Genomic DNA, 20,433 nt, shown 5'->3' on the forward strand with positions numbered 1-20,433 from the left:
TTTATGACTTAATTTTTGATTTTTTTCTGTTTTGATTTCTAACTACAACAGCCGAAATATAAATACTTACTTGGTACAATATTAGAATAGGAATTGCGACTATAACCTGACTTGCAATATCTGGAGGTGTAATAACAGCAGATATAATAAGTACAATAACTAAAGCAAATTTTCTGTATTTCTTTAAAAATTCAGGTGTCACTAAACCTACTTTGGTTAAAAAATAAATGATAATAGGTAACTCAAATACAAAACCTGAAGCTATAGCAGAAGAGCGAACAATGGCAATTACAGAACTGACATCAAACTCGTTTAAAATTTGATCACTAATATTGTAATTGGCTAAAAAGTTAATTGATAAAGGGGTGATGATATAATAGCCAAAAAGTACGCCTAAAAAGAATAGGAGTGATGCTACAATTATAAATCCTCTAGAGCTTTTACGTTCATTAGCTTTTAACCCAGGACTTATAAAACTCCATAATTGGTAAAGTACATAGGGGAAGGCAACTATAAAACCGGCGTATATTGAAGTCCAGATATGAGCTGAAAACTGACCTGCCACAGTTCTATTTTGAATAATAAAAGGGAATTTTTCAGCACAAAATGTGGTGTCTGTCATTCCTATAAGTTGAGACATTTTACAAAGCCACTCATAGGTTGGGAAATCCATGTGTGTTGGCCCGAAAATGATGACATCAAAAATAAATTTCTTAAAAATAAAAGCTGCTGTTGCTGCAATAACAATACTAATTGTAGCTCTAACTAAATGCCATCTTAATTCTTCAAGATGATCTAAAAAAGACATCTCGTCTATATGTTTTTTTGCCATTATATAATTCCTTCTTTTATTAAATCGTGAAGATGAACTACACCAGCATATTTACCATCGTGTTCTACTAATAATTGAGAAATACCAAATTGTTCCATAACTTCTTTAGCGTCAACAGCCATTGCGTCTTCTTGGATTCGTCTTGGGTTATTACTCATAATATCTTTGGCTTTTAAACCAGAAATATCGTCACTTTTACTTAACATACGTCTTAAATCTCCATCTGTAATGATTCCTATAATTTGATCATTTTCGATAACCGCTGTAACGCCAAGCATTTTTTCAGTAATCTCTACAATCACCTCTTTAACTGAAGCTTCAAGATTTACTTGAGGTTTTTCATTTTGAGAAGATATATCATTCACTCTTAAATAAAGACGTTTACCTAATGCTCCCCCTGGATGGTATTTTGCAAAATCTTTGCTCGAAAATCCACGTAATTCTAATAAACAAACTGCTAAAGCATCACCTAAAACTAATTGTGCGGTCGTACTTGTTGTTGGTGCTAAATTATTTGGACAAGCTTCTTTTGTAACAAAAGCATTCAAAATATAGTCGGCTTGTTGCCCTAAAAACGATTCTATATTACCAGTTATGGCAATCATTTTATTTTTTGCTTTCTTAATAAGTGGTACTAAAACTTTTATTTCGGGTGTATTTCCACTTTTAGAAATGCAGATTACAATGTCGTTTTCTAGGATTAATCCGAGGTCTCCATGGATGGCATCTGCGGCATGCATAAAAACCGCCGGTGTTCCTGTAGAATTTAATGTAGCAACGATTTTGTTAGCTATAATGGCGCTTTTGCCAATTCCGGTGATGATCACACGACCTTTAGAATTGTAAATTAATTGTACTGCTTCAGCAAAATCTTCAGTTACTAATTCGGACAAATGCTCTATCGCTTTACTCTCTAATTTTATAGTAGATTTTGCGGTATGTAAAATGGATTGCTTAGTGTTCAAAACTTATTTTTTATTGAGTTTTTTTGGTTTAAAGAATTTATTATCTTTAAACTTGTTGCAAATGTATATAAAATACCAATAGGGATTAATGAGTATTGCAGAAATTGACTTACACATCGCATTAAAAAAGTACTTTGGGTTTTCAGAATTCAAGGGGCTTCAAGAAGAAGTAATAAAGAACGTCGTTGCAGGTAATAACACTTTTGTTATTATGCCAACAGGAGGCGGTAAATCTTTATGTTATCAGCTCCCAGCGCTAATAAAAGAAGGTACTGCTATTGTGGTATCTCCACTTATTGCGTTGATGAAAAATCAAGTTGATGCTATAAGGGCCGTGTCTGAACATGAAGGTGTGGCGCACGTTTTAAATTCATCTTTGAATAAAACAGAAATAAAACGTGTTAAAGATGATATTACAAATGGCATTACAAAATTGTTGTATGTAGCACCAGAATCTTTAACTAAAGAAGAATACGTTGACTTTTTAAGGACTGTTAAGATTTCTTTTATGGCCGTAGATGAAGCCCATTGTATTAGTGAATGGGGTCATGATTTTAGGCCAGAATACAGAAACCTTAAGACAATTATTAAGCGTATTGGCGATGATATCCCTATCGTTGGTCTTACTGCTACGGCAACACCTAAAGTTCAAGAAGATATTTTGAAGAGTTTAGGAATGCCTAAAGCTATTACATTTAAAGCGTCCTTTAATAGACCTAATTTATATTATGAGGTACGCCCTAAAACAAAAACCGTAGATGCAGATATTATTCGTTTTGTAAAACAGAACGAAGGAAAATCGGGTATTATTTACTGTTTAAGTCGTAAACGTGTTGAAGCTTTAGCCCAAGTACTTCAAGTTAATGGTGTTAAAGCCGTTCCTTATCATGCCGGTTTAGATGCTAAAACACGAGTAAAGCACCAAGATATGTTCTTAATGGAAGATACCGATGTTGTGGTTGCTACGATTGCCTTCGGAATGGGAATTGACAAACCGGATGTGCGTTTTGTAATTCACCATGATATTCCTAAAAGTATAGAAAGTTATTATCAAGAAACAGGGCGAGCAGGTCGAGATGGAGGTGAAGGTCATTGTTTAGCTTATTATGCTTATAAGGATATAGAAAAACTTGAGAAGTTTATGGCAGGTAAACCTGTAGCAGAACAAGAAATTGGTCATGCTCTCTTACAAGAAGTGGTTGCTTTCTCTGAAACGTCGGTGTCTAGACGTAAATTTATTCTTCATTATTTTGGTGAAGAATTTGATAATGAAACCGGTGATGGTGGTGACATGGATGATAATGTTCGTCATCCTAAAAAGCAAGTAGAAGCACAAGATGATGTTAAAATCCTTTTAGAAACTGTTGCAAAAACGAATGAAAAATATAAAGCTAAAGATTTAGTACAAGTATTAGTAGGGAATGCAAATGCATTGATTTCTTCTCATAAAACGGATCAACAGCCCTTTTTCGGAATCGGAAAAACTAAAGATCCACGTTATTGGATGGCTCTGATCCGTCAAGTATTGGTGGCTCGCTATTTAAAGAAAGATATTGAAACCTATGGTGTTTTAAGATTGAGCGCTACAGGAAAAGACTTTATTGAAAACCCAGTTTCTTTTATGATGGCAGAAGACCATGTTTTTGATGAAGATTCTAACGACGGTATTATAACCAATACACGAGGCGGTGGAGCTGTAGCTGATGAGAAATTAATGGGAATGCTTAAAGACTTACGTAAGCGTAATGCTAAAAAGTTAGGAGTGCCTCCATTTGTTATTTTTCAAGATCCTTCATTAGAAGATATGGCTTTAAAATATCCTATCACTATTGAAGAGCTGAACAATGTACACGGTGTTGGTGAGAGTAAAGCTAAAAAATACGGTAAAGATTTTGTAGGTTTAATTGCTGATTATGTAGAAGATAATGACATATTACGACCAGAAGATATGGTTGTAAAATCAACAGGAACGAACTCTGCCATAAAATTATATATTATTCAGAATGTAGATCGAAAATTACCATTGGATGATATTGCTACGTCTAAGGGTATGAGCATGTCTAAGTTTATAAAGGAAATGGAAGCTATTGTTTTTTCTGGAACGAAGTTGAACATTAACTATTGGATTGATGATATTTTAGATGAAGATCAACAAGAAGAAATTCATGATTATTTCATGGAAACTGAAAGTGATAAGATAGACGATGCTATTGAAGAGTTTGATGGTGATTATGATGATGAAGAATTACGTTTGTATCGTATTAAATTTATGAGTGAAGTGGCTAATTAAAGTTCAATTTTAGTAAGCAAACTCAATTATATAACTTTCGTCAGTTCTACTTAATTTATTGAATTAAGTAGAACTGACGTTTTTTTTGTGTCTGTTTGAATATCAGTTTTTGGTATTTGTCTTGAATGGTTCTCGATACGAAATATAAATTTCCGCTGTGCTTCAATTTAAATTTCACTCGAACTGACGTTTTTTTATGTCTATTTGGATATCAGTTTTTGGTATTTGTCTTGAATGGTTCTCGATACAAAATTTAAACCTTCACTGCGTTTTATTTAAATTTTACTCGAACTGACGTTATTATATACAGTTTATAATCTTTATTAGATTGAAATTAAGTATTTTGAATCGAGAATAGTTTGTGTTTTTAAGCTGTTCTCGATACAACATATAAATTTTCGCTGTGCTTCAATTTAAATTTCACTCGAACTGACGTTTTTTTATGTCTATTTGGATATCAGTTTTTGGTATTTGTCTTGAATGGTTCTCGATACAAAATATAAATTTTCACTGTGCTTCAATTTATATTTCACTCGAACTGACGTTTTTTTATGTCTATTTGGATATCAGTTTTTGGTATTTGTCTTGAATGGTTCTCGATACAACATATAAATTTCCGCTGTGCTTCAATTTAAATTTCACTCGAACTGACGTTTTTTTATGTCTATTTGGATATCAGTTTTTGGTATTTGTCTTGAATGGTTCTCGATACAAAATATAAATTTTCACTGTGCTTCAATTTAAATTTCACTCGAACTGACGTTTTTTTATGTCTATTTGGATATCAGTTTTTGATATTTGTATTGAATAGTTCTCGATACAAAATATAAATTTTTGCTGTGCTTCAATTTAAATTTCACTCGAACTGACGTTTTGTAATTTGTTTTATAACTATTCTTCTTCGTCAGAGATTTCTTCTATAACGATATATTTACTGAATGAAATATCGTGTTTTTTTACTTTAATTTGAATGCTTCTAAGTGTTGCGCTATCTAATTTTTGCACTTCACTTTCTTCAATCTGAAAATCAATTTTTGTAATATGTCTTCCTTTAACTTCTGAACTTTCAGATTCAAATTCAGGCATGTCAGCTTCTAATTTTAATTTAAAATCATCACCAATAAATGTGAGTTTTGCTCCATTTTTACATTTTACATTGAGGTCTCCTACAATTACAGTTTGAAAGAAATGATAGCCTCCTAATTCATTTAAACCCGCAAAAAGAACATTTGTGTCTGCAACACCAAAAGGATTATTTTCTACATCATTAATAATAGCTTCAATAGAATCATTAGATTTAGAAGATTTAGTACCAAAAAGTTGAGATAATGAAAATGCCATATTTGTGATTTTTTTTCAAAACTAACTCTATTAATTTAAATCCCCAATTTTATAATCGTCTTCATTTGATAGTAAGTTATTAAGGATTGTTCTCGATACAAAATTTAAATCTTCACTTTGTTTAATTTAAATTTCACTCGAACTGACGTTGTTTGTGATTATTTGATTTTTGGTTTTAATTTGTGTTAAGAGTACTGAATGGTTCTCGATACAAAATATAAATTTCCGCTGTGCTTTAATTTACATTTCACTCGAACTGACGTTATTTGTGATTATTTGATTTTCGGTTTTTTTATTTGTGTTAAGAGTACTGAATGGTTCTCGATACAAAATATAAATTTCCGCTGTGCTTTAATTTACACTTCACTCGAACTGACGTTGTTTGTAATTATTTGATTTTCGGTTTTATTTGTTGTTATGTGTGTTAATAGTTCTCGATACGAAATATAAATTTCAGCTGCGCTTCAATTAATATTTTACTCGAACTGACGTTGTTTGTGATTATTTGATTCTTGTTTTTTTATTTGTGTTAAGAGTACTGAATGGTTCTCGATACGAAATATAAATTTCCGCTGTGTTTTAATTTATATTTCACTCGAACTGACGTTGTTTGTGATTATTTGATTTTCGGTTTTTATTTGTTGTTATGTGTGTTAATAGTTCTCGATACGAAATATAAATTTCCGCTGTGCTTTAATTTACACTTCACTCGAACTGACGTTGTTTGTGATTATTTGATTCTTGGTTTTTATTTGTGTTAAGTGTTAATGGTTCTTGATATAAAATATAAATTTCCGCTTTGCTTCAATTAATATTTTACTCGAACTGACGGATTATTGTTAAACAATTTATAATATTTTCAGAATCATAGGCTTTAAACTTTTGGCTTTATGTTCTAAACTTTCAATTCACTATCTTTGCAACTTCAAATAAAAACACAGACAATGCAAGACGGTTTATACGCAAAATTCAACACTTCAAAAGGTGAGATATTAGTAAATTTAGAGTTCGAAAAAGCTCCGGGAACGGTAGGTAATTTTGTAGCTTTAGCTGAAGGTAATTTAGAAAATTCGGTGAAGCCACAAGGAACACCTTACTATGATGGCTTAAAATTCCACAGAGTAATTCCTGATTTTATGATTCAAGGTGGTTGTCCACAAGGTACAGGTACTGGAAACCCAGGTTATAAATTTGACGATGAGTTTCATCCCGATTTAAGACATAGTGGGCCTGGTGTTTTAGCTATGGCAAATTCTGGTCCTGGTACAAACGGTAGTCAATTTTATATTACTCACGTTGCTACCGACTGGTTAGATGGTAAACATACTGTTTTTGGAAATGTAGTTGAAGGACAAGATATTGTTGATGCTATTGCTCAAGGTGATACTGTTGATAGTTTAGAAATTGTAAGACAAGGAGAAGCAGCAGAAAAATTTAATGCTATTGAAGCTTTTAGAACATTTGAAGGTTCTCGTGAAAAGCGTGTTGCAGCAGAGCGTGAAGCAGCAAGAGCTGAGTTAGATAAATTAGCTCTTGGTTTTGAAGAAACGGCTTCTGGTTTACGTTATAAAATCATTCAAAAAGGAGACGGTAAAAAAGCAGAGAAAGGACAAATGGTTTCTGTACATTATAAAGGTCAGTTAGCAGACGGGACTGTTTTTGATTCGTCTTACAAAAGAAACTCGCCATTAGATTTTCAAGTAGGAGTTGGTCAGGTTATTTCTGGTTGGGATGAAGGAATTTGTTTATTAAACGTTGGTGATAAAGCTCGTTTAGTAATTCCTAGTGATTTAGCATACGGTTCTGCAGGTGCAGGTGGTGTAATTCCACCAGATGCAACTTTAGTATTTGATGTTGAATTAATGGGGACTAAATAATCATTAGTTTAAAAACTCAATTTTTAAATTGAAGTTTTAATCATAAAAAAAAGCGAACTTTTTAAAGTTCGCTTTTTTGTTTTTATAATGTTAGTATTATGCGGTTTGCAATTGATGTTTACCTTCATAAACTTCTTCTATTAACTTAGCATTAAACGCAGGTAAATCATTTGGGTTTCTACTTGTTACTAATCCATGATCTACAACAACTTCGCTATCTTCCCATTCAGCACCGGCATTAATCATATCTTGCTTAATAGAGCCATAAGAGGTGATTTTACGTCCCTTTAATACATCAGCTTCTGCTAACAACCATGGTGCGTGGCAAATTGCAGCAACGGGTTTTTTATTCTTGAAGAAGGCTTTTACAAAATTAACGGCTTCTTTATTTTGTCTTAAAGTATCTGGATTCATAACGCCTCCAGGTAACATTAAAGCATTATAATCTGCTTCAGAAGCTTCATTTAATGTTTTATCAACATCATATTCATTACTCCAATTACCGTTTTGCCATCCTTTAATTTTTCCTGATTTATCTGAGATGATATGAACGTCAGCTCCAGCTTCTTTTAAAGCATCCATTGGTTCTTTTAATTCACTTTCCTCAAATCCATTTGTTGCTAAAATTGCAACTGTCTTTCTTTTTAAATTTTCCATTTGTGATTTTATTTTTTAAATTATTATTCATTTTAACTATCACTAAGATAAAGGATGTATTGCGTTGTAGCTAATTTTGAAAGAGGCTTAACTTCAGTTTAATACTAGATGTTAAATGAAGTATGCTACTTGTTAAAATGTAGAAAATAAGTTAAAGCATTTAACAGATTTCGATTTTAAAATATTATAATTTTTATATTTCTAAATATATACTTATAAGAAAATTCTTATAAAGAAAACGATTTTGAATGTTGTTTTTGTAATATTTTTTATAGTTTTATGGCAACTAAAATCAATTTATTTATGAAAAAATTTTTACTCAGTCTTTTAGCAAACATTAGTGTCATTGCGATGCTTTCAGCTCAAGGTTATACCACTCCAGATACCGGAGTCACTTACAGCTTAGATGATCTTGTTACTTTAAGTCCATCTACAATTTCTGTATCAGGTTCGACTTATACATTAGTAGATGAACTTATTATTTCTGCAAGTGATACACTTCTTATCGATTCGGACTTAACTTTAGAAATCGGTGAAAATTTATTAATTACCATTTTTGGAAACTTTACTGTTAATGGAGAAAATGTTGTGTTTACAGCTATTGATCCTACAATGCCTTATGAAGGTTTTCGTTTTGAGCAACTTTCTGATATTAACATTCAAAACGCAACTATAGAATATGGTGGTGGCTTGCGTGTGCTTACGGAAACATTTACAATCAATAATTGTTTAGTTACTAATAATGTGTCTGGTGTTTCTACAGGAAGTGTTATTTCTCTTCTTAGAGGTAGAGCGCAAATAACAAACAACACCATTACATTTAATGATACTGCAGCAATAAGTTCTGGAGCCAATAGTGAAGTTTCTGCTTATATCTTTAATAATTATATTGAAGGTAATAATAAAGATAATTCTAATAGACCTCAAATTAATATGGGGACAACAATGGAAGATGAACCTTTAGAAATCATTCAGAATACTATTATAGGTGATCGTACTTTAGATCAAGTAGGAGGAATTGCAGTTTCTAATTTTGTAGATGGTTTTATAAATGTCATCATTGATGATAATATTATTAGAGATAACCGCTATGGTCTTACCGTTGTTGGTGGTAATTCTTTTGCTTATATCAGAAATAATATTATTGAAGATAATGATTCTCAAAATAGTCCTAATTTAGGTGGAAGTGGTATCTCTTTAAATTCGTCTACTTCAGATATGGAAGTTATTGCGAGTGGAAATGAAATACGTCGTAACTTATGGGGAATAACAGTTATTGGTTCTGCTTCTATTAATTTAGGAGATAATGATGAAAATATTGGTGAAAATGTATTTTCAGAAAATGGTAATGGAGGTGTTATCTATGCACTTTATAACAATACGAGTAATGCTATTTCTGCTATGCATAATTGTTGGGATGAAGAAAATACTCCTAACACACTAGCAGATGCAGAAGCTGTAATTGTACACGAAAATGATATCTCTAGTTTAGGATTGGTAACTTTCGATCCTGTAAATTGTGGTTTCTTAAGTGTAGATGAAATAACTCAGAATACTATTTCAATTTATCCTAATCCAACTTCTGGTCAATTGACTTTATCTAATAATATGTCATTTAACCAAATGAATGTGTATAGTCTTGATGGAAAACTAATCATGCAAAAAGCTCTTAAAATTGGTGAGAATGCTATGTTTTTGGAATTAAATTCGGGTATTTATTTATTAGAATTAAATGGAGAAAGTACTAAAGCAACAAAGAAATTAGTTATTAACTAATTTTAGAATATATTTTGTTCTAAATAAATATTTTTTAGAACTTAAAATTAAAAAAGCCATTTCTTTATTGAAATGGCTTTTTGTTTTAAATCTCTATTTTAACTCTATAATCATTTAAGATTTCTAAGTATTGATCCACATTTTTGTAGATTTCACTGAGATATTCATCTTTTTTAATATCATCTTCACGTCGTTTTATCGCTCTAATAAAACGTTTGGCTTCAATTTTAGAACTTATAACAAGTCCAGGAACAGATTCTGTTTTTCCATTTTCATTAACAGCCACCATTGTGAAATAAGACGAATTACAATGTTTTATATTTCCTGTTCTAATGTTTTCAGCTTCAACTCTAATCCCAACAACCATAGACGATTTACCGACATAATTAATAGAGGCCTTCATGGTTACCAATTCTCCAACTTCAATAGGTCTTAAGAAGTTTACTTTATCAACAGAAGCAGTTACACAATAACTTCTTGAATGCTTAGATGCACATGCAAAGGCAATTTGATCCATTAAACTTAAGATATAACCTCCATGAATTTTACCACCAAAATTAGTGTTAGAAGGTAACATGAGTTCTGAAATTTCAATTTTTGATTCTTTTATTGATTTAAACATATATTTTTAAATTTAAGTAAAGTAGGCTTACAAGTATAGCGATTCCAAAACTTATAAGTGTACCAATTAAAATGTATTCCGTTAGTTTTCGTTCTCCAGAAGCGGTAAGATCACCAAATCTAAAAACAGATTTTGCTGTGATTAAAAAACCAACAGCTTCCCAATGATCAGTCGCAATAAATATAAAGACTAACAAGCGCTCTAATATACCAATGTAGGTTCCGGCATCTTTTAAAGATTCTTTGTCTTTTGTAATTTTAGTAATGTTCCATTTAGAAAATATAATTTTCATTATTATAGAAGTCGGTGTCGTTAAAAAAGCAGCACAAATGACCAATAATAGAAAATGAGAACTAAAAGAAAAGGTAAATGGTAAATCTCCTTCAGAGAATAAGATTGTTAAACCTATAATAGAAACGATATGTAAAAGTTGATCTATAAAAAAGTATAAACGTTTTGTTTTTTTATGTTGAAGTAAAAGCTTAGCTCCGTCAATAATGAGATGTAAAGCACCAATACTTAATATTAATAAGGTGTAACTTAAATCCCATACAATTATAAACATCAAGGCGATATGAATACTAGCATGGACATACAGCCAAACTGATTTTAGTTTTTTTCTCTCTTTTGCTTTAACCCATTTATCAGGTTGCATAAAAAAATCAGCAATGAGATGCGCTAAGGTCAATTTTAAAATTAATAACATCATAGTTGGCTAATTTTTTGTCTGTATAAACGGTCTAAATCTAATATTTCGTCTAAATAGGCACGCTTTTGACGCTTACTTACAGCATCTTGGTTAATGCCAATAATTTTAGCTAATTCTGTTTGAATCATGTTAGGATGTTCTAAGCTGAGTTTTACAATTTCTGCAGAATTGACCGTCCAATTATCCATAGCAATAAGCGATAGCCTAAAATAAAGATTAATTTCTTTATTTAAGATGTTGTCTTTCGTTTTTATTTTAAGGTTTTGTTTGTCTTTTTTTAAAGTTTCAAAAGTTTCACCAGAATAGATAAAGGCTTCGCCGTTAGACTCGCTAACAGAATCTCCTTGATAATCTTTTGTGCCAATACCAATAGACATACGTACATCTAAATTTTTAACAGATTTTAGACATGCTTTTATATAAACGGCGTTTCTAAAGCTATCCTCAATAGTTGTACATTCTAATTGAAAGCTGTCTCCTCTATAGATATCGTAAAAATTAGTATCTGTAGTTATTTGAGCTAAAGCAGACTTTAGAGGTGTAAGCCACAGTTCTTCGTTTGTGGCTTGACGCGATTTTATAATATCTCCAGTAATAATACTCGTCATAATTAAACTATTAATATATCAAATATATTCCTTATTTATGGAATAAACAAGTATATTCCTTTTTAAGGGCATAATTTTAATTATTTTGTTTTAAAGGCATAATATAGATTATGCTTAATTATAGGCATATTTTATAAATCGTCTTCTGAAGCACGTTTTATAATACTTTCAGGAAGTGCTTTTTTAGCTTTAGCACCCATTTTTTTTATTTTTTCAACTCTGGTAATCAAGTTGCCTTTACCATCAACAAGTTTGTTCATCGCAGAAGAATAATCACTTTTAGCAGCATCTATCTTTTTACCAACACTCGTTAAATCGATGACTAAACCTTCAAATTTATCATACAAAGCTCCTGCTTGTTTTGCTATTTCAATGGCATTTTGTTGTTGTTTTTCGTTATTCCACATAGAATCAACAGTACGTAATGTTGCTAAAAGGGTAGAAGGGGTGACAATAACAATGTTCTGCTCAAACGCTTTATTATAAAGAGAATTATCTTCATTTATAGCTACAGCAAAAGCAGGTTCAATAGGAATAAACATCAGTACAAAGTCTGGTGATTCAATATCATATAGATCTTGGTAATTCTTAGCTGACAGTTGGTCTACATGTTTCTTTATAGAATTCACATGTGCTTTTAAAAATAGCGGACGTTCCTCATCTTCTGCGTTAACAAATTGTTCGTATGCCGTTAGTGAAACTTTAGAATCAATAATCATTTTTTTAGAATCCGGAAGGTGTAACACCACATCTGGTAGTACACGAGAACCATCTTCGCGCTGAAAATTTTGCTGTACAAAATACTCCCTATCTTTTTCTAATCCTGATTTTTCTAAAACGCGCTCTAATACCAATTCGCCCCAATTACCTTGTGTTTTACTATCGCCTTTTAAAGCTCTTGTAAGGTTGGTGGCTTCTTTTGTCATTTGCTGATTCAGGTCTTTTAAACCTAAAAGTTGCTCTTTTAAAGCCGAATGCATACTGATACTTTCCTTTTGTGTATCATCTACTTTTTTCTCAAAGGTTTTTATTTTTTCTTCAAGCGGATTTAAAATACTTTTTATGTTTTCTTTATTCTGAAGTGTGAATTTTTCTGATTTCTCTTCTAAGATTTTTGAAGCCATTAATTCAAAATCTTTTCGAAGTTGTTCTTGTTGTGTTACAAACTCTTCATCACGTTTTTGATTTTGTTGTTTTAAGTTTTCGAACTCTGTATTCCGTCTTGAAAGCTCTGCATTCAAAAAATCTTTTTCTCTTCTAATTTCTTCACGTTCCGATTCTATTTTAGAACTGTTTTCTTTAGATGCCGTTAATTGTTGATTGAAATATTGAAGTTGTTTTTCGCTCTCTATTTCCGAAGCTTTTTTAACTTCATTGAGTTGTAGCTGAAGATTTGCATTGCGTTCTTCAAGTGTGCTTTTATCACTTTTACTTTTCAATTGCGCAAATTTAAGCCCGATGAAAGCACCAATACTTGCAGAAACAAGACTGGCTATAAAAAGAATGATGGTGTTGTTCATAATTGAAAAGGATATGAATCAAAGATAATTTTTAATGTTGAAAAATGAATAAGAAGAAAATGAAATAAATGTTGAATGTTAAAATTTTCAGTCTACTTCGTCACACGAAAGCTTCCTGTAATCTCATCAAAAACAATTAAGTCTTTTGGGAAAAGAGAATTAAAAATACCTTTAGAAATTAAATTACAAGGTTGATCGCAAACCACATGATCTTTGGTCATTACAATCATGGTGTCGCAAAGTTGAATCGCTAGGTCAATTTCGTGAGAAGAAAACAAAATTGTTTTACCTGTTTCTTTAGTTAATTTTTGAAGCAGTTTTAAAATGTAAGCCTTATGATACATATCGAGATGCGACGTTGGTTCGTCTAAAACAATTACATCTGTATCTTGTGCTAAAGCGCGTGCAATCATTACTTTTTGTAATTGTCCATCACTAAGTTCGTAACACTTTTTGTCTTTCAGTTCTGAAATATTTACGAGCGTTAAAGCATTATTTATAATCGTTGTGTCTGACTCCGTGAGGTTTCCTATCCAATTGGTATAAGGATGACGACCTAAAGACACCAATTCGAAAACTGATAAGTTTTTAGACGTTAAAGGTTCGGTTAAAACAATGCTTAATTGTTTAGCGAGTTCTGAAATAGAGGTTGTTTTAAGTTCCTTATTTTTTAAATAAATAGAACCAGATAATTCAGGTTGTACCTTAATTAAGGTTCTTAATAAGGTTGATTTCCCTATGCCATTAGCCCCCACCAAGCCAATTAATTGTCCTTTTTGCAATTCAAAATTAATATTTGAAGCAATTAAGGTTTCAGCCTTCTTGGTTTTGTACCCTATAGAAAGTTGTTTTGCTTTTAGTATGCTATGTGATGTTTCTTTTTTCATTTTAAAACATCATTTTTCGTTGTTTAACTAATAGCCAAATTACAACAGGCGCACCAACTAAAGCGGTTATGGCATTAATTGGTAAGGTGTAGTCACTTCCAGGAACTTGTGCTATACTATCGCAAATTAACATTACAATAGCACCAAATAAAAATACAGCAGGTAATAATATTTTATGATTTGTTGTTTTAAAAAGCTGTCTTGTTAAATGCGGAATAGCCAAACCAATAAATGCAATTGGGCCAGAGAATGCCGTAATTGTTCCGGCAATTAAACTTGTTGCTAAAATGATAATGAGTCGACTTTGTTTTAAATTTAACCCTAAACTTTTCGCATAATTATCACCTAATAATAAACTGTTTAGTCCTTTTATAGAGGCTATACTTAATAGCAGTCCAACAGCGTAAATGATAAAGAAAATTAAAAGTTCGTACCAAGATAAGTTACTTAAACTTCCAAAGCCCCAAAATACATATTGTTGCAATTGTTCTGCAGAGCTGAAGTAAGATAAAACACTAACAACAGCAGAGGTAATGCTTCCAAACATTAACCCAATAATTAAAATAGCCATAGTATCTCTCACTTTGTTTGAAACCGCTAAAACAGCAAGTAGCACTAAAAAACTACCTAAACTAGCAGCGATAACAATGCTCCATTTAGCAATAAGTGCTGTAGCAAATAAGCCACCAAAAAGCCCTGAACCTAAAATAACTATGGCAACACCTAAACTAGCACCAGAGCTGATACCTAGAACAAAAGGACCTGCTAAGGGGTTTCTAAACAATGTCTGCATTAATAATCCTGAAATTCCTAGACCTGAACCCACCATAATTGCAGTGAGTGCTTTAGGGAGTCTAAATTCCATAATAATAACTTGCCAAGTATCATTATCAGTTGTAGAGCATAAGCTTTTAAGAACTTCTGAAAATGGAATACTGATAGAACCAAGACTTATGTTAAGTACAAAACAAAACAACAGAATAACAGCTAAAATTATAAATTGATATGTGTAGTTGGTTTTCATTAATAAGTAGAGCTTTTAGATTTTTTAATCTTGAAACTCTCAACGTTTTATTTTAATTTTTTGAAAAAATAAGGTGTATAATCTTGCAACAATTCTGGGTGGCAAACTTTAATTAAATCTTTTAAAACTAAATCGGGTCTTGCAGAGCCTAATTCATAATACAATACACCACCAGTTGCTCCTGTAGTGTTAGAAAAGCTATAAATATTTTGTTTTTTGAAGGCTTCAAAATTAGTATATAATGCGTTGGCTTCTTCAAGTTGTTTTAAACTGGTATAATAAGATGGACTTAACCATATGTCAGCCATTTTGGCTTTATTTAATACGGCTTCAAAACTTAAAGCTAAACTACCATTACCTGTAGTGTCGCTCCATAAATAATTAACATTGGCATCTTTTAGAAATTGAGCTTCTGCACTAGAACCATTTGGAAGATACCATACATCTTTATATAACGCACCACTAAAAACAGTAGGTTGAAAATCAACTTGTTTAGCGATTTCTTTAGCCTCTAAGTAGTCTTTTTCAATTTTATTAAAGATAGAATCGGCTTCTTTTTCTTTATTAAAAAGCGCACCAAATAATTTTATCCATTCCGCTTTTGCTAAGGCAGAAGACTCTACCCAATCACCATTATAAATAACAGGAATGCCTACTTTTTTAATAGTTTCAAAGGTTTTGTTTACACCATCTACTCCAAATCCAATGACAACATCAGGGTTTAGTTCTAATAAAACCTCGGTATTTATACCTTCGTTTTTACCGAGTTCTCTTACTTTGTTATCGTCTATTAATTTTCTGGTTTTCTCTGATGATACATAATTTGTACCTGGGAATCCCACTAATTTATCTTCAATATTTAGAAGTTCTAAAGCGGGAATATGTGTTGTAGAAGTCACCACCATTTTTGTGATTGGGGTAATTATTACGCCATCATAATCATTTTTATTGTAAGTTGTTTTCGCAGCTTGCTCTTTAGTGAGTACTAAATAGGTGTATTTTTTTTCAGCCTTTGGCCAGGGTTTTGTTATTTCTATAGTTTTTAGATTGTTAGATTGTGAGATTTTAAAACCTTCAGCATATTTTAGAGGAGTCTCTGTTGCTGTTATGCTATCTAATGTATTTGACTCGTTGTTTTTAGTTTCATTTTTACATGCACTAACGATAAGTAGTAGAATGAAGAATTTAATGATTTTCATATGTAACCTTTGTAACTAATGTTTATTTAATGAATCGGTAATTTTGTTAAAAATACAGTCATGAGAGACAATTCAAATTTAACACTATATATCATTTCAGGTGTAATCATAGCGCATTTTTTAATTGGGTTTATTTATCTTATCTATAAAATGAATAAAAAAAAGTGACTTTAATCAAGTTTTAGAGGTCTTTAAAAGTTTATGTTTGTCAACAAATTATTTTCAAATCAAGGATTTTTTCAATAACTATAAGTTTTATGCTGAAAATCTTTGGGAACTCTAGGTTGAGTTATGATATTAATTTTAAGTTTCAAATTCAATATAATTTTTAAACCAATTACAATGAAAAAAGTCATTTTATCAATTTTTGCAATGTCATTATTTATCGTTTCATGTTCGGAAGACAATGATGATAATATATCAACGGAGCCTTTAGGTGCTTATGAAGATGGAATTATAGTTAGTGGAGAAGGGTCTTTTTCGTCACCAAGCTCAATATCTTTTATTTCTGAAGACTTAATGTCATCAGAAAATGAAATTTATTTTAATGTCAACAATGAAGCTACAGATGTGTATTTACAATCTATAGGTTTTGATGAGGATAAGGCATATATCGTTGCAGATGCAGGAACAATTACAGTTGTTAATCGTTACACATTCGAAAAATTAGCAACTATTTCTACAGGTTTAACAACACCAAGATATATTGCTTTTGAAGATAATACAGCTTATGTATCAGATTGGGGAGATCCTTTTGATGCAACAGATGATTATGTTGCAGTAATTGATTTAACTTCTAATACCGTAATTTCTACAATTTCTGTTTCTGAAGGTCCAGAACAAGTTTTAGAAGCATCGGATAAACTTTATGTATCTCATAAAGGTGGTTATGGTCTTAATAATGTGATTTCTGTGATTAATATAGCGGATAATACAGTTGAAACAATAACCGTAAATGATGTGCCAGATGAAATGTTTATAGATGAATCTGGAGATTTATTAGTATTGAGTTCTGGTGCTGATCAATCTTGGTTAACACCACCTGTTGAAACTGAAGCAGCAATTACAAGAATTGATTTAAGTGATAATTCTATAATTTCTAACTTAGAATTTCCTACAGGTGAGCACCCAAGTTTAATGGCTTATGAAGATGGTACTGCTTATTATATTTTAAATAATGAAGTCTATGGTTTAACGGATAATGCTACAAGTTTACCAATATCTTCTTTATTTGGTATAACGACAGCTAATGCTTATGGTTTATCTGTTGATGATAATCAATTATTTGTTACAGATGCAAATGCTAGCTTTTCTGGAAATAGTACTTTATTGGTTTATGATTTAGTGTCAGGAACAGAAATGAATACGTTTAGTGTTGGAGTATTAGCTTCAAAAATCTATTTTAACTAAATGATAATATCTTCAAATAGATCCTAGTACTATTAGATTTCGTTTGAATTGTTAACATAAAAGCCGCTTCTACAAATTATAGAAGCGGCTTTTTATTTCTTATAAAGTTAAAGGTTAATCAATTTGCATATCTTGTTGTAAAGCAGAAATAGGAAGGTTTATTTCTCTCAGCTTAGGAAGGTCTTCTGTAAAAGTTGAAGATCTTCCAGATAATGACATATGCGATATAGCAGCAGCTAAAAGGGGTTCGTTAACATCACCAAGAATTCCTAGGTTGTTTACCGATTCTGAAAGATCAATATCTGGCACCATACCAGTAGAAGGTACTAATTCTTCATTTACATTAGTAGAATTAGCGATTAAAGGTTGTAGTGCATAAGTGTGGCTTGGATTTGCTTCTGTATCTGAAAATAATGTAGGAGAATCGTAAACGGTTCTAGAGGCTTGTGTTTTTCCAACAGTATTCTCGCCAATCACAACAACTTCAATGTAAGGTTTTAGACTATTAATAACTAATTCACTAGCAGAAGCCGTTCTTCTATTTGTTGTTAGTATATACACTTTAGAGAGATTAAGACTGTTTATAGAACCACCACCGTCTATTGAGTTTGTAAATAAATAGTTGGTGTCGTTACTTGCTAAGTTTTCATTGTAAAATAATTTAGAGTAAACTTCACCTGTAAACTGCCCTGTAACCATACTACCCAAATAAGCTGCTGTTTGTACAGATCCACCACCATTATATCTTAAATCGATAACTAATTCGCTAACACCAGCAGCATTAAACTCACCAAAAGCATCGTTAAGATTATTATCAAATTCATTGGTAAAACCGTTATACATTAAATAGCCTATGCTTGTTCCATTTACATTTAAAACTTCTGTTTTATGAACAGGGTTTTCAGTGTAAGAAACTTTTGTAAGGCTTGCGTTAATACCTGAAAGTACAATAGTGTCATCATCATTAGTATCAGAAGTATCATTATCATCATAATCTGCTAAATTTAAGGTGTAAGATGTACTACTTAATAAATTGACATAATTATTTAGGGTTAAATTTTCATCATTAATAGCTCTAAAAATTTGACCACGCTCTAAGCCTAAGTTTTCTGCAGGACTGTTTGCTAACACTAAAGTTATAGCACCAAAAACTTCAGTATCACTTCCTGGTACATAATATAAATTGTATTCGATTCCGTTACTAAGCGATATTCCGGATAGTGCATTTTGAAGATCAAAATAATTACTGTAAATACCACTGAATCTATCGATTTCGTTTGGTAAGTATAATAGAGATTCAAATAATTCTTCTGGAGAAGCGTAACTATTTAAATAGTCAACGTACTCGTCTGTTGTTGTAAATCGGTCATCAGAGAGATTTGGTATTTCTGATTTGTATAAGTAAACAAAATTCATTGCCTTCCATACAAAATCATTAATTTCTTCGGTGGATGCATCTATAATATTATCATCCATATCTTCAAAACAACTTGTTACAGAAAATAGAATAATACAGGTAAAAAGTAATATCTTAAATTTTTTCATCTTTAAATTTTTCTTCTATTAGCAATATAAATGTAAAACTCTAAATTTACTCACATTATTATAAATAAAAAAAACTTTGTAACAAAAGCCAAAGTGTATCGTCGTAATAATGAAGGCGAATAATAATCAACTTCACCAACCAACCAATCAAACAATAATGAAGCAAGCAGATTTTGTAAGCTTAGTAATGCCATTTAAGGATAAAGTATTTCGTTTAGCTAAACGATTACTCGTTTCTCGTGAAGAAGCCGAAGATGCTACGCAAGAAATACTTTTAAAATTATGGAAAAATAGTAAAAAGATTGGTGATTATAAAAATGTAGAAGCTTTTAGTATGACGATGACTAAGAATTTTTGCTTAGATCGTTTGAAATCTAAACAAGCACAGAATTTAAAAATCGTTCATAGTAATTACACGGATAACAATTCGTCATTACAAAAACAAGTAGAAGCAAAAGATAGTATAGATTGGGTTTCTAAAATAATGGAAGACCTGCCAGAACAGCAAAAAATAATTGTTCAATTAAGAGATATTGAAGAATATGATTATGCAGAAATTGCAAAAATGCTAGATATGAACGAAACAGCAATTCGTGTTAATTTATCTAGAGCAAGAAAAACAATAAGAGAAAAATTAACGAGTACACATCAACATGGACTTAAATAATATAGAAAAGTTAATAGAAAAATACAATAGTGCGGAAACCACATTGCAAGAAGAAGCAGAGTTAAAAGCCTATTTTAAAAGCAATAATGTAGCGCCACATTTAGAGCATTACAAGCCAATGTTTCTATTTTTTTCTGAATCTAAAAAAGAGCAGTATACCAAAGACGTTCCATTAAACACTAAGAAAACAAAATTGTATCAATGGATTTCTGTCGCAGCAGTAGCTGTTTTAATGCTTGGTTTTTTTATTCCTAATTGGAGTAATGAACCCAAAACTCTAGCGGATTATACGCCAGAAGAACAGGAATTATATTTAGAGACCAAGCAAACGCTCTCCTTAATTTCTAAAAATTTAAATAAAGGTTTGTTAGGGATGAATGCTTTAGATATGACAGGTGAAAATCTTAATATGGGATTAGAAAAAGCAAGTTATATAACTGTATTTGGAGATACAACAAATAAATTATTAAAGAATTAAAAACAAAAACATTAAAAAACAAAATC

At 31.3% G+C, this 20,433-nt stretch carries 18 protein-coding genes; 6 read left to right on the forward strand and 12 right to left on the reverse strand.

Going from position 1 to position 20,433, the window contains the following annotated elements; all coding sequences use genetic code 11:
- Position 1 precedes the first annotated feature (1 nt).
- Both tatC and H0I32_RS13550 read right to left on the reverse strand, forming a co-directional pair.
- A complete protein-coding gene (gene tatC / locus H0I32_RS13545) occupies positions 2–832 on the reverse strand; it encodes a twin-arginine translocase subunit TatC (protein WP_173588207.1) in 831 nt (276 codons plus the stop codon).
- Positions 832–1,797: an SIS domain-containing protein gene (locus H0I32_RS13550; protein WP_173588208.1), complete on the reverse strand. Its 966-nt coding sequence runs from the start codon at positions 1,795–1,797 to the stop codon at positions 832–834. Before H0I32_RS13550 ends, tatC begins: the two co-directional genes overlap by 1 nt.
- 88 nt (positions 1,798–1,885) lie before the next feature.
- On the opposite strand from H0I32_RS13550, the gene recQ reads away from it, so the two are divergent.
- Positions 1,886–4,087 (forward strand): DNA helicase RecQ, encoded by a 2,202-nt coding sequence (gene recQ, locus H0I32_RS13555; protein ID WP_173588209.1) that lies wholly within the window; start codon positions 1,886–1,888, stop codon positions 4,085–4,087.
- 891 nt (positions 4,088–4,978) lie between these two features.
- Here the strand turns inward: recQ and H0I32_RS13560 are convergent.
- Complete coding sequence (locus tag H0I32_RS13560) at positions 4,979–5,428, reverse strand: hypothetical protein (protein ID WP_179314572.1); 450 nt, start codon at positions 5,426–5,428, stop codon at positions 4,979–4,981.
- 944 nt (positions 5,429–6,372) lie between these two features.
- On the opposite strand from H0I32_RS13560, the gene H0I32_RS13565 reads away from it, so the two are divergent.
- Positions 6,373–7,305: a peptidylprolyl isomerase gene (locus H0I32_RS13565; protein ID WP_179314571.1), complete on the forward strand. Its 933-nt coding sequence runs from the start codon at positions 6,373–6,375 to the stop codon at positions 7,303–7,305.
- 96 nt (positions 7,306–7,401) lie between these two features.
- On the opposite strand, the gene H0I32_RS13570 is transcribed toward H0I32_RS13565, so the two are convergent.
- Positions 7,402–7,962, reverse strand: coding sequence for a type 1 glutamine amidotransferase domain-containing protein (locus H0I32_RS13570; RefSeq protein ID WP_173588397.1), 561 nt, complete (start codon positions 7,960–7,962; stop codon positions 7,402–7,404).
- Positions 7,963–8,265: 303 nt separating this feature from the next.
- Between H0I32_RS13570 and H0I32_RS13575 the strand changes: the two genes are divergently transcribed.
- Entirely contained in the window at positions 8,266–9,738 is a 1,473-nt protein-coding gene (locus H0I32_RS13575; RefSeq protein ID WP_179314570.1) for a T9SS type A sorting domain-containing protein, read from the forward strand.
- An 85-nt stretch (positions 9,739–9,823) separates the two neighbouring features.
- Here the strand turns inward: H0I32_RS13575 and H0I32_RS13580 are convergent, their stop codons facing one another.
- The 7 genes from H0I32_RS13580 to H0I32_RS13610 all read right to left on the reverse strand — a co-directional run bounded on the left by H0I32_RS13580 (position 9,824) and on the right by H0I32_RS13610 (position 16,307).
- Positions 9,824–10,360, reverse strand: a complete 537-nt coding sequence (locus H0I32_RS13580; protein WP_179314569.1) for an acyl-CoA thioesterase — start codon at positions 10,358–10,360, stop codon at positions 9,824–9,826.
- Entirely contained in the window at positions 10,353–11,069 is a 717-nt protein-coding gene (locus H0I32_RS13585) for a DUF3307 domain-containing protein (RefSeq protein WP_317167001.1), read from the reverse strand. The genes H0I32_RS13580 and H0I32_RS13585 overlap by 8 nt, the downstream gene beginning before the upstream one ends.
- Positions 11,066–11,677 (reverse strand): transcriptional regulator, encoded by a 612-nt coding sequence (locus H0I32_RS13590; protein ID WP_179314568.1) that lies wholly within the window; start codon positions 11,675–11,677, stop codon positions 11,066–11,068. The genes H0I32_RS13585 and H0I32_RS13590 overlap by 4 nt, the downstream gene beginning before the upstream one ends.
- A 131-nt stretch (positions 11,678–11,808) precedes the next feature.
- A complete protein-coding gene (gene rmuC, locus H0I32_RS13595) occupies positions 11,809–13,197 on the reverse strand; it encodes a DNA recombination protein RmuC (RefSeq protein WP_179314567.1) in 1,389 nt (462 codons plus the stop codon).
- Between the two features lie 92 nt (positions 13,198–13,289).
- Positions 13,290–14,084, reverse strand: a complete 795-nt coding sequence (locus H0I32_RS13600) for an ABC transporter ATP-binding protein (protein WP_179314566.1) — start codon at positions 14,082–14,084, stop codon at positions 13,290–13,292.
- Position 14,085: 1 nt separating this feature from the next.
- Positions 14,086–15,108 (reverse strand): FecCD family ABC transporter permease, encoded by a 1,023-nt coding sequence (locus H0I32_RS13605; protein WP_179314565.1) that lies wholly within the window; start codon positions 15,106–15,108, stop codon positions 14,086–14,088.
- Positions 15,109–15,155: 47 nt separating this feature from the next.
- Entirely contained in the window at positions 15,156–16,307 is a 1,152-nt protein-coding gene (locus H0I32_RS13610) for an ABC transporter substrate-binding protein (RefSeq protein WP_179314564.1), read from the reverse strand.
- Between the two features lie 342 nt (positions 16,308–16,649).
- Between H0I32_RS13610 and H0I32_RS13615 the strand changes: the two genes are divergently transcribed.
- Positions 16,650–17,717 carry a YncE family protein gene (locus H0I32_RS13615; RefSeq protein ID WP_179314563.1) on the forward strand — a complete coding sequence of 356 codons (1,068 nt, stop codon included), beginning with the start codon at positions 16,650–16,652 and terminating at the stop codon, positions 17,715–17,717.
- Between the two features lie 114 nt (positions 17,718–17,831).
- Here H0I32_RS13615 and H0I32_RS13620 read toward each other — a convergent pair whose 3' ends face one another.
- Positions 17,832–19,262 (reverse strand): S41 family peptidase, encoded by a 1,431-nt coding sequence (locus H0I32_RS13620; protein WP_246293647.1) that lies wholly within the window; start codon positions 19,260–19,262, stop codon positions 17,832–17,834.
- A gap of 157 nt (positions 19,263–19,419) precedes the next feature.
- Between H0I32_RS13620 and H0I32_RS13625 the strand changes: the two genes are divergently transcribed.
- Both H0I32_RS13625 and H0I32_RS13630 read left to right on the forward strand, forming a co-directional pair.
- Positions 19,420–19,929, forward strand: a complete 510-nt coding sequence (locus tag H0I32_RS13625) for an RNA polymerase sigma factor (protein ID WP_173588406.1) — start codon at positions 19,420–19,422, stop codon at positions 19,927–19,929.
- Positions 19,916–20,407, forward strand: a complete 492-nt coding sequence (locus H0I32_RS13630) for a hypothetical protein (protein ID WP_173588407.1) — start codon at positions 19,916–19,918, stop codon at positions 20,405–20,407. The genes H0I32_RS13625 and H0I32_RS13630 overlap by 14 nt, the downstream gene beginning before the upstream one ends.
- Positions 20,408–20,433 lie beyond the last annotated feature (26 nt).

Origin of the sequence: Winogradskyella sp. HaHa_3_26 (assembly GCF_019278425.1) — a bacterium.
In the GTDB taxonomy this organism is placed as follows: domain Bacteria; phylum Bacteroidota; class Bacteroidia; order Flavobacteriales; family Flavobacteriaceae; genus Winogradskyella; species Winogradskyella undariae.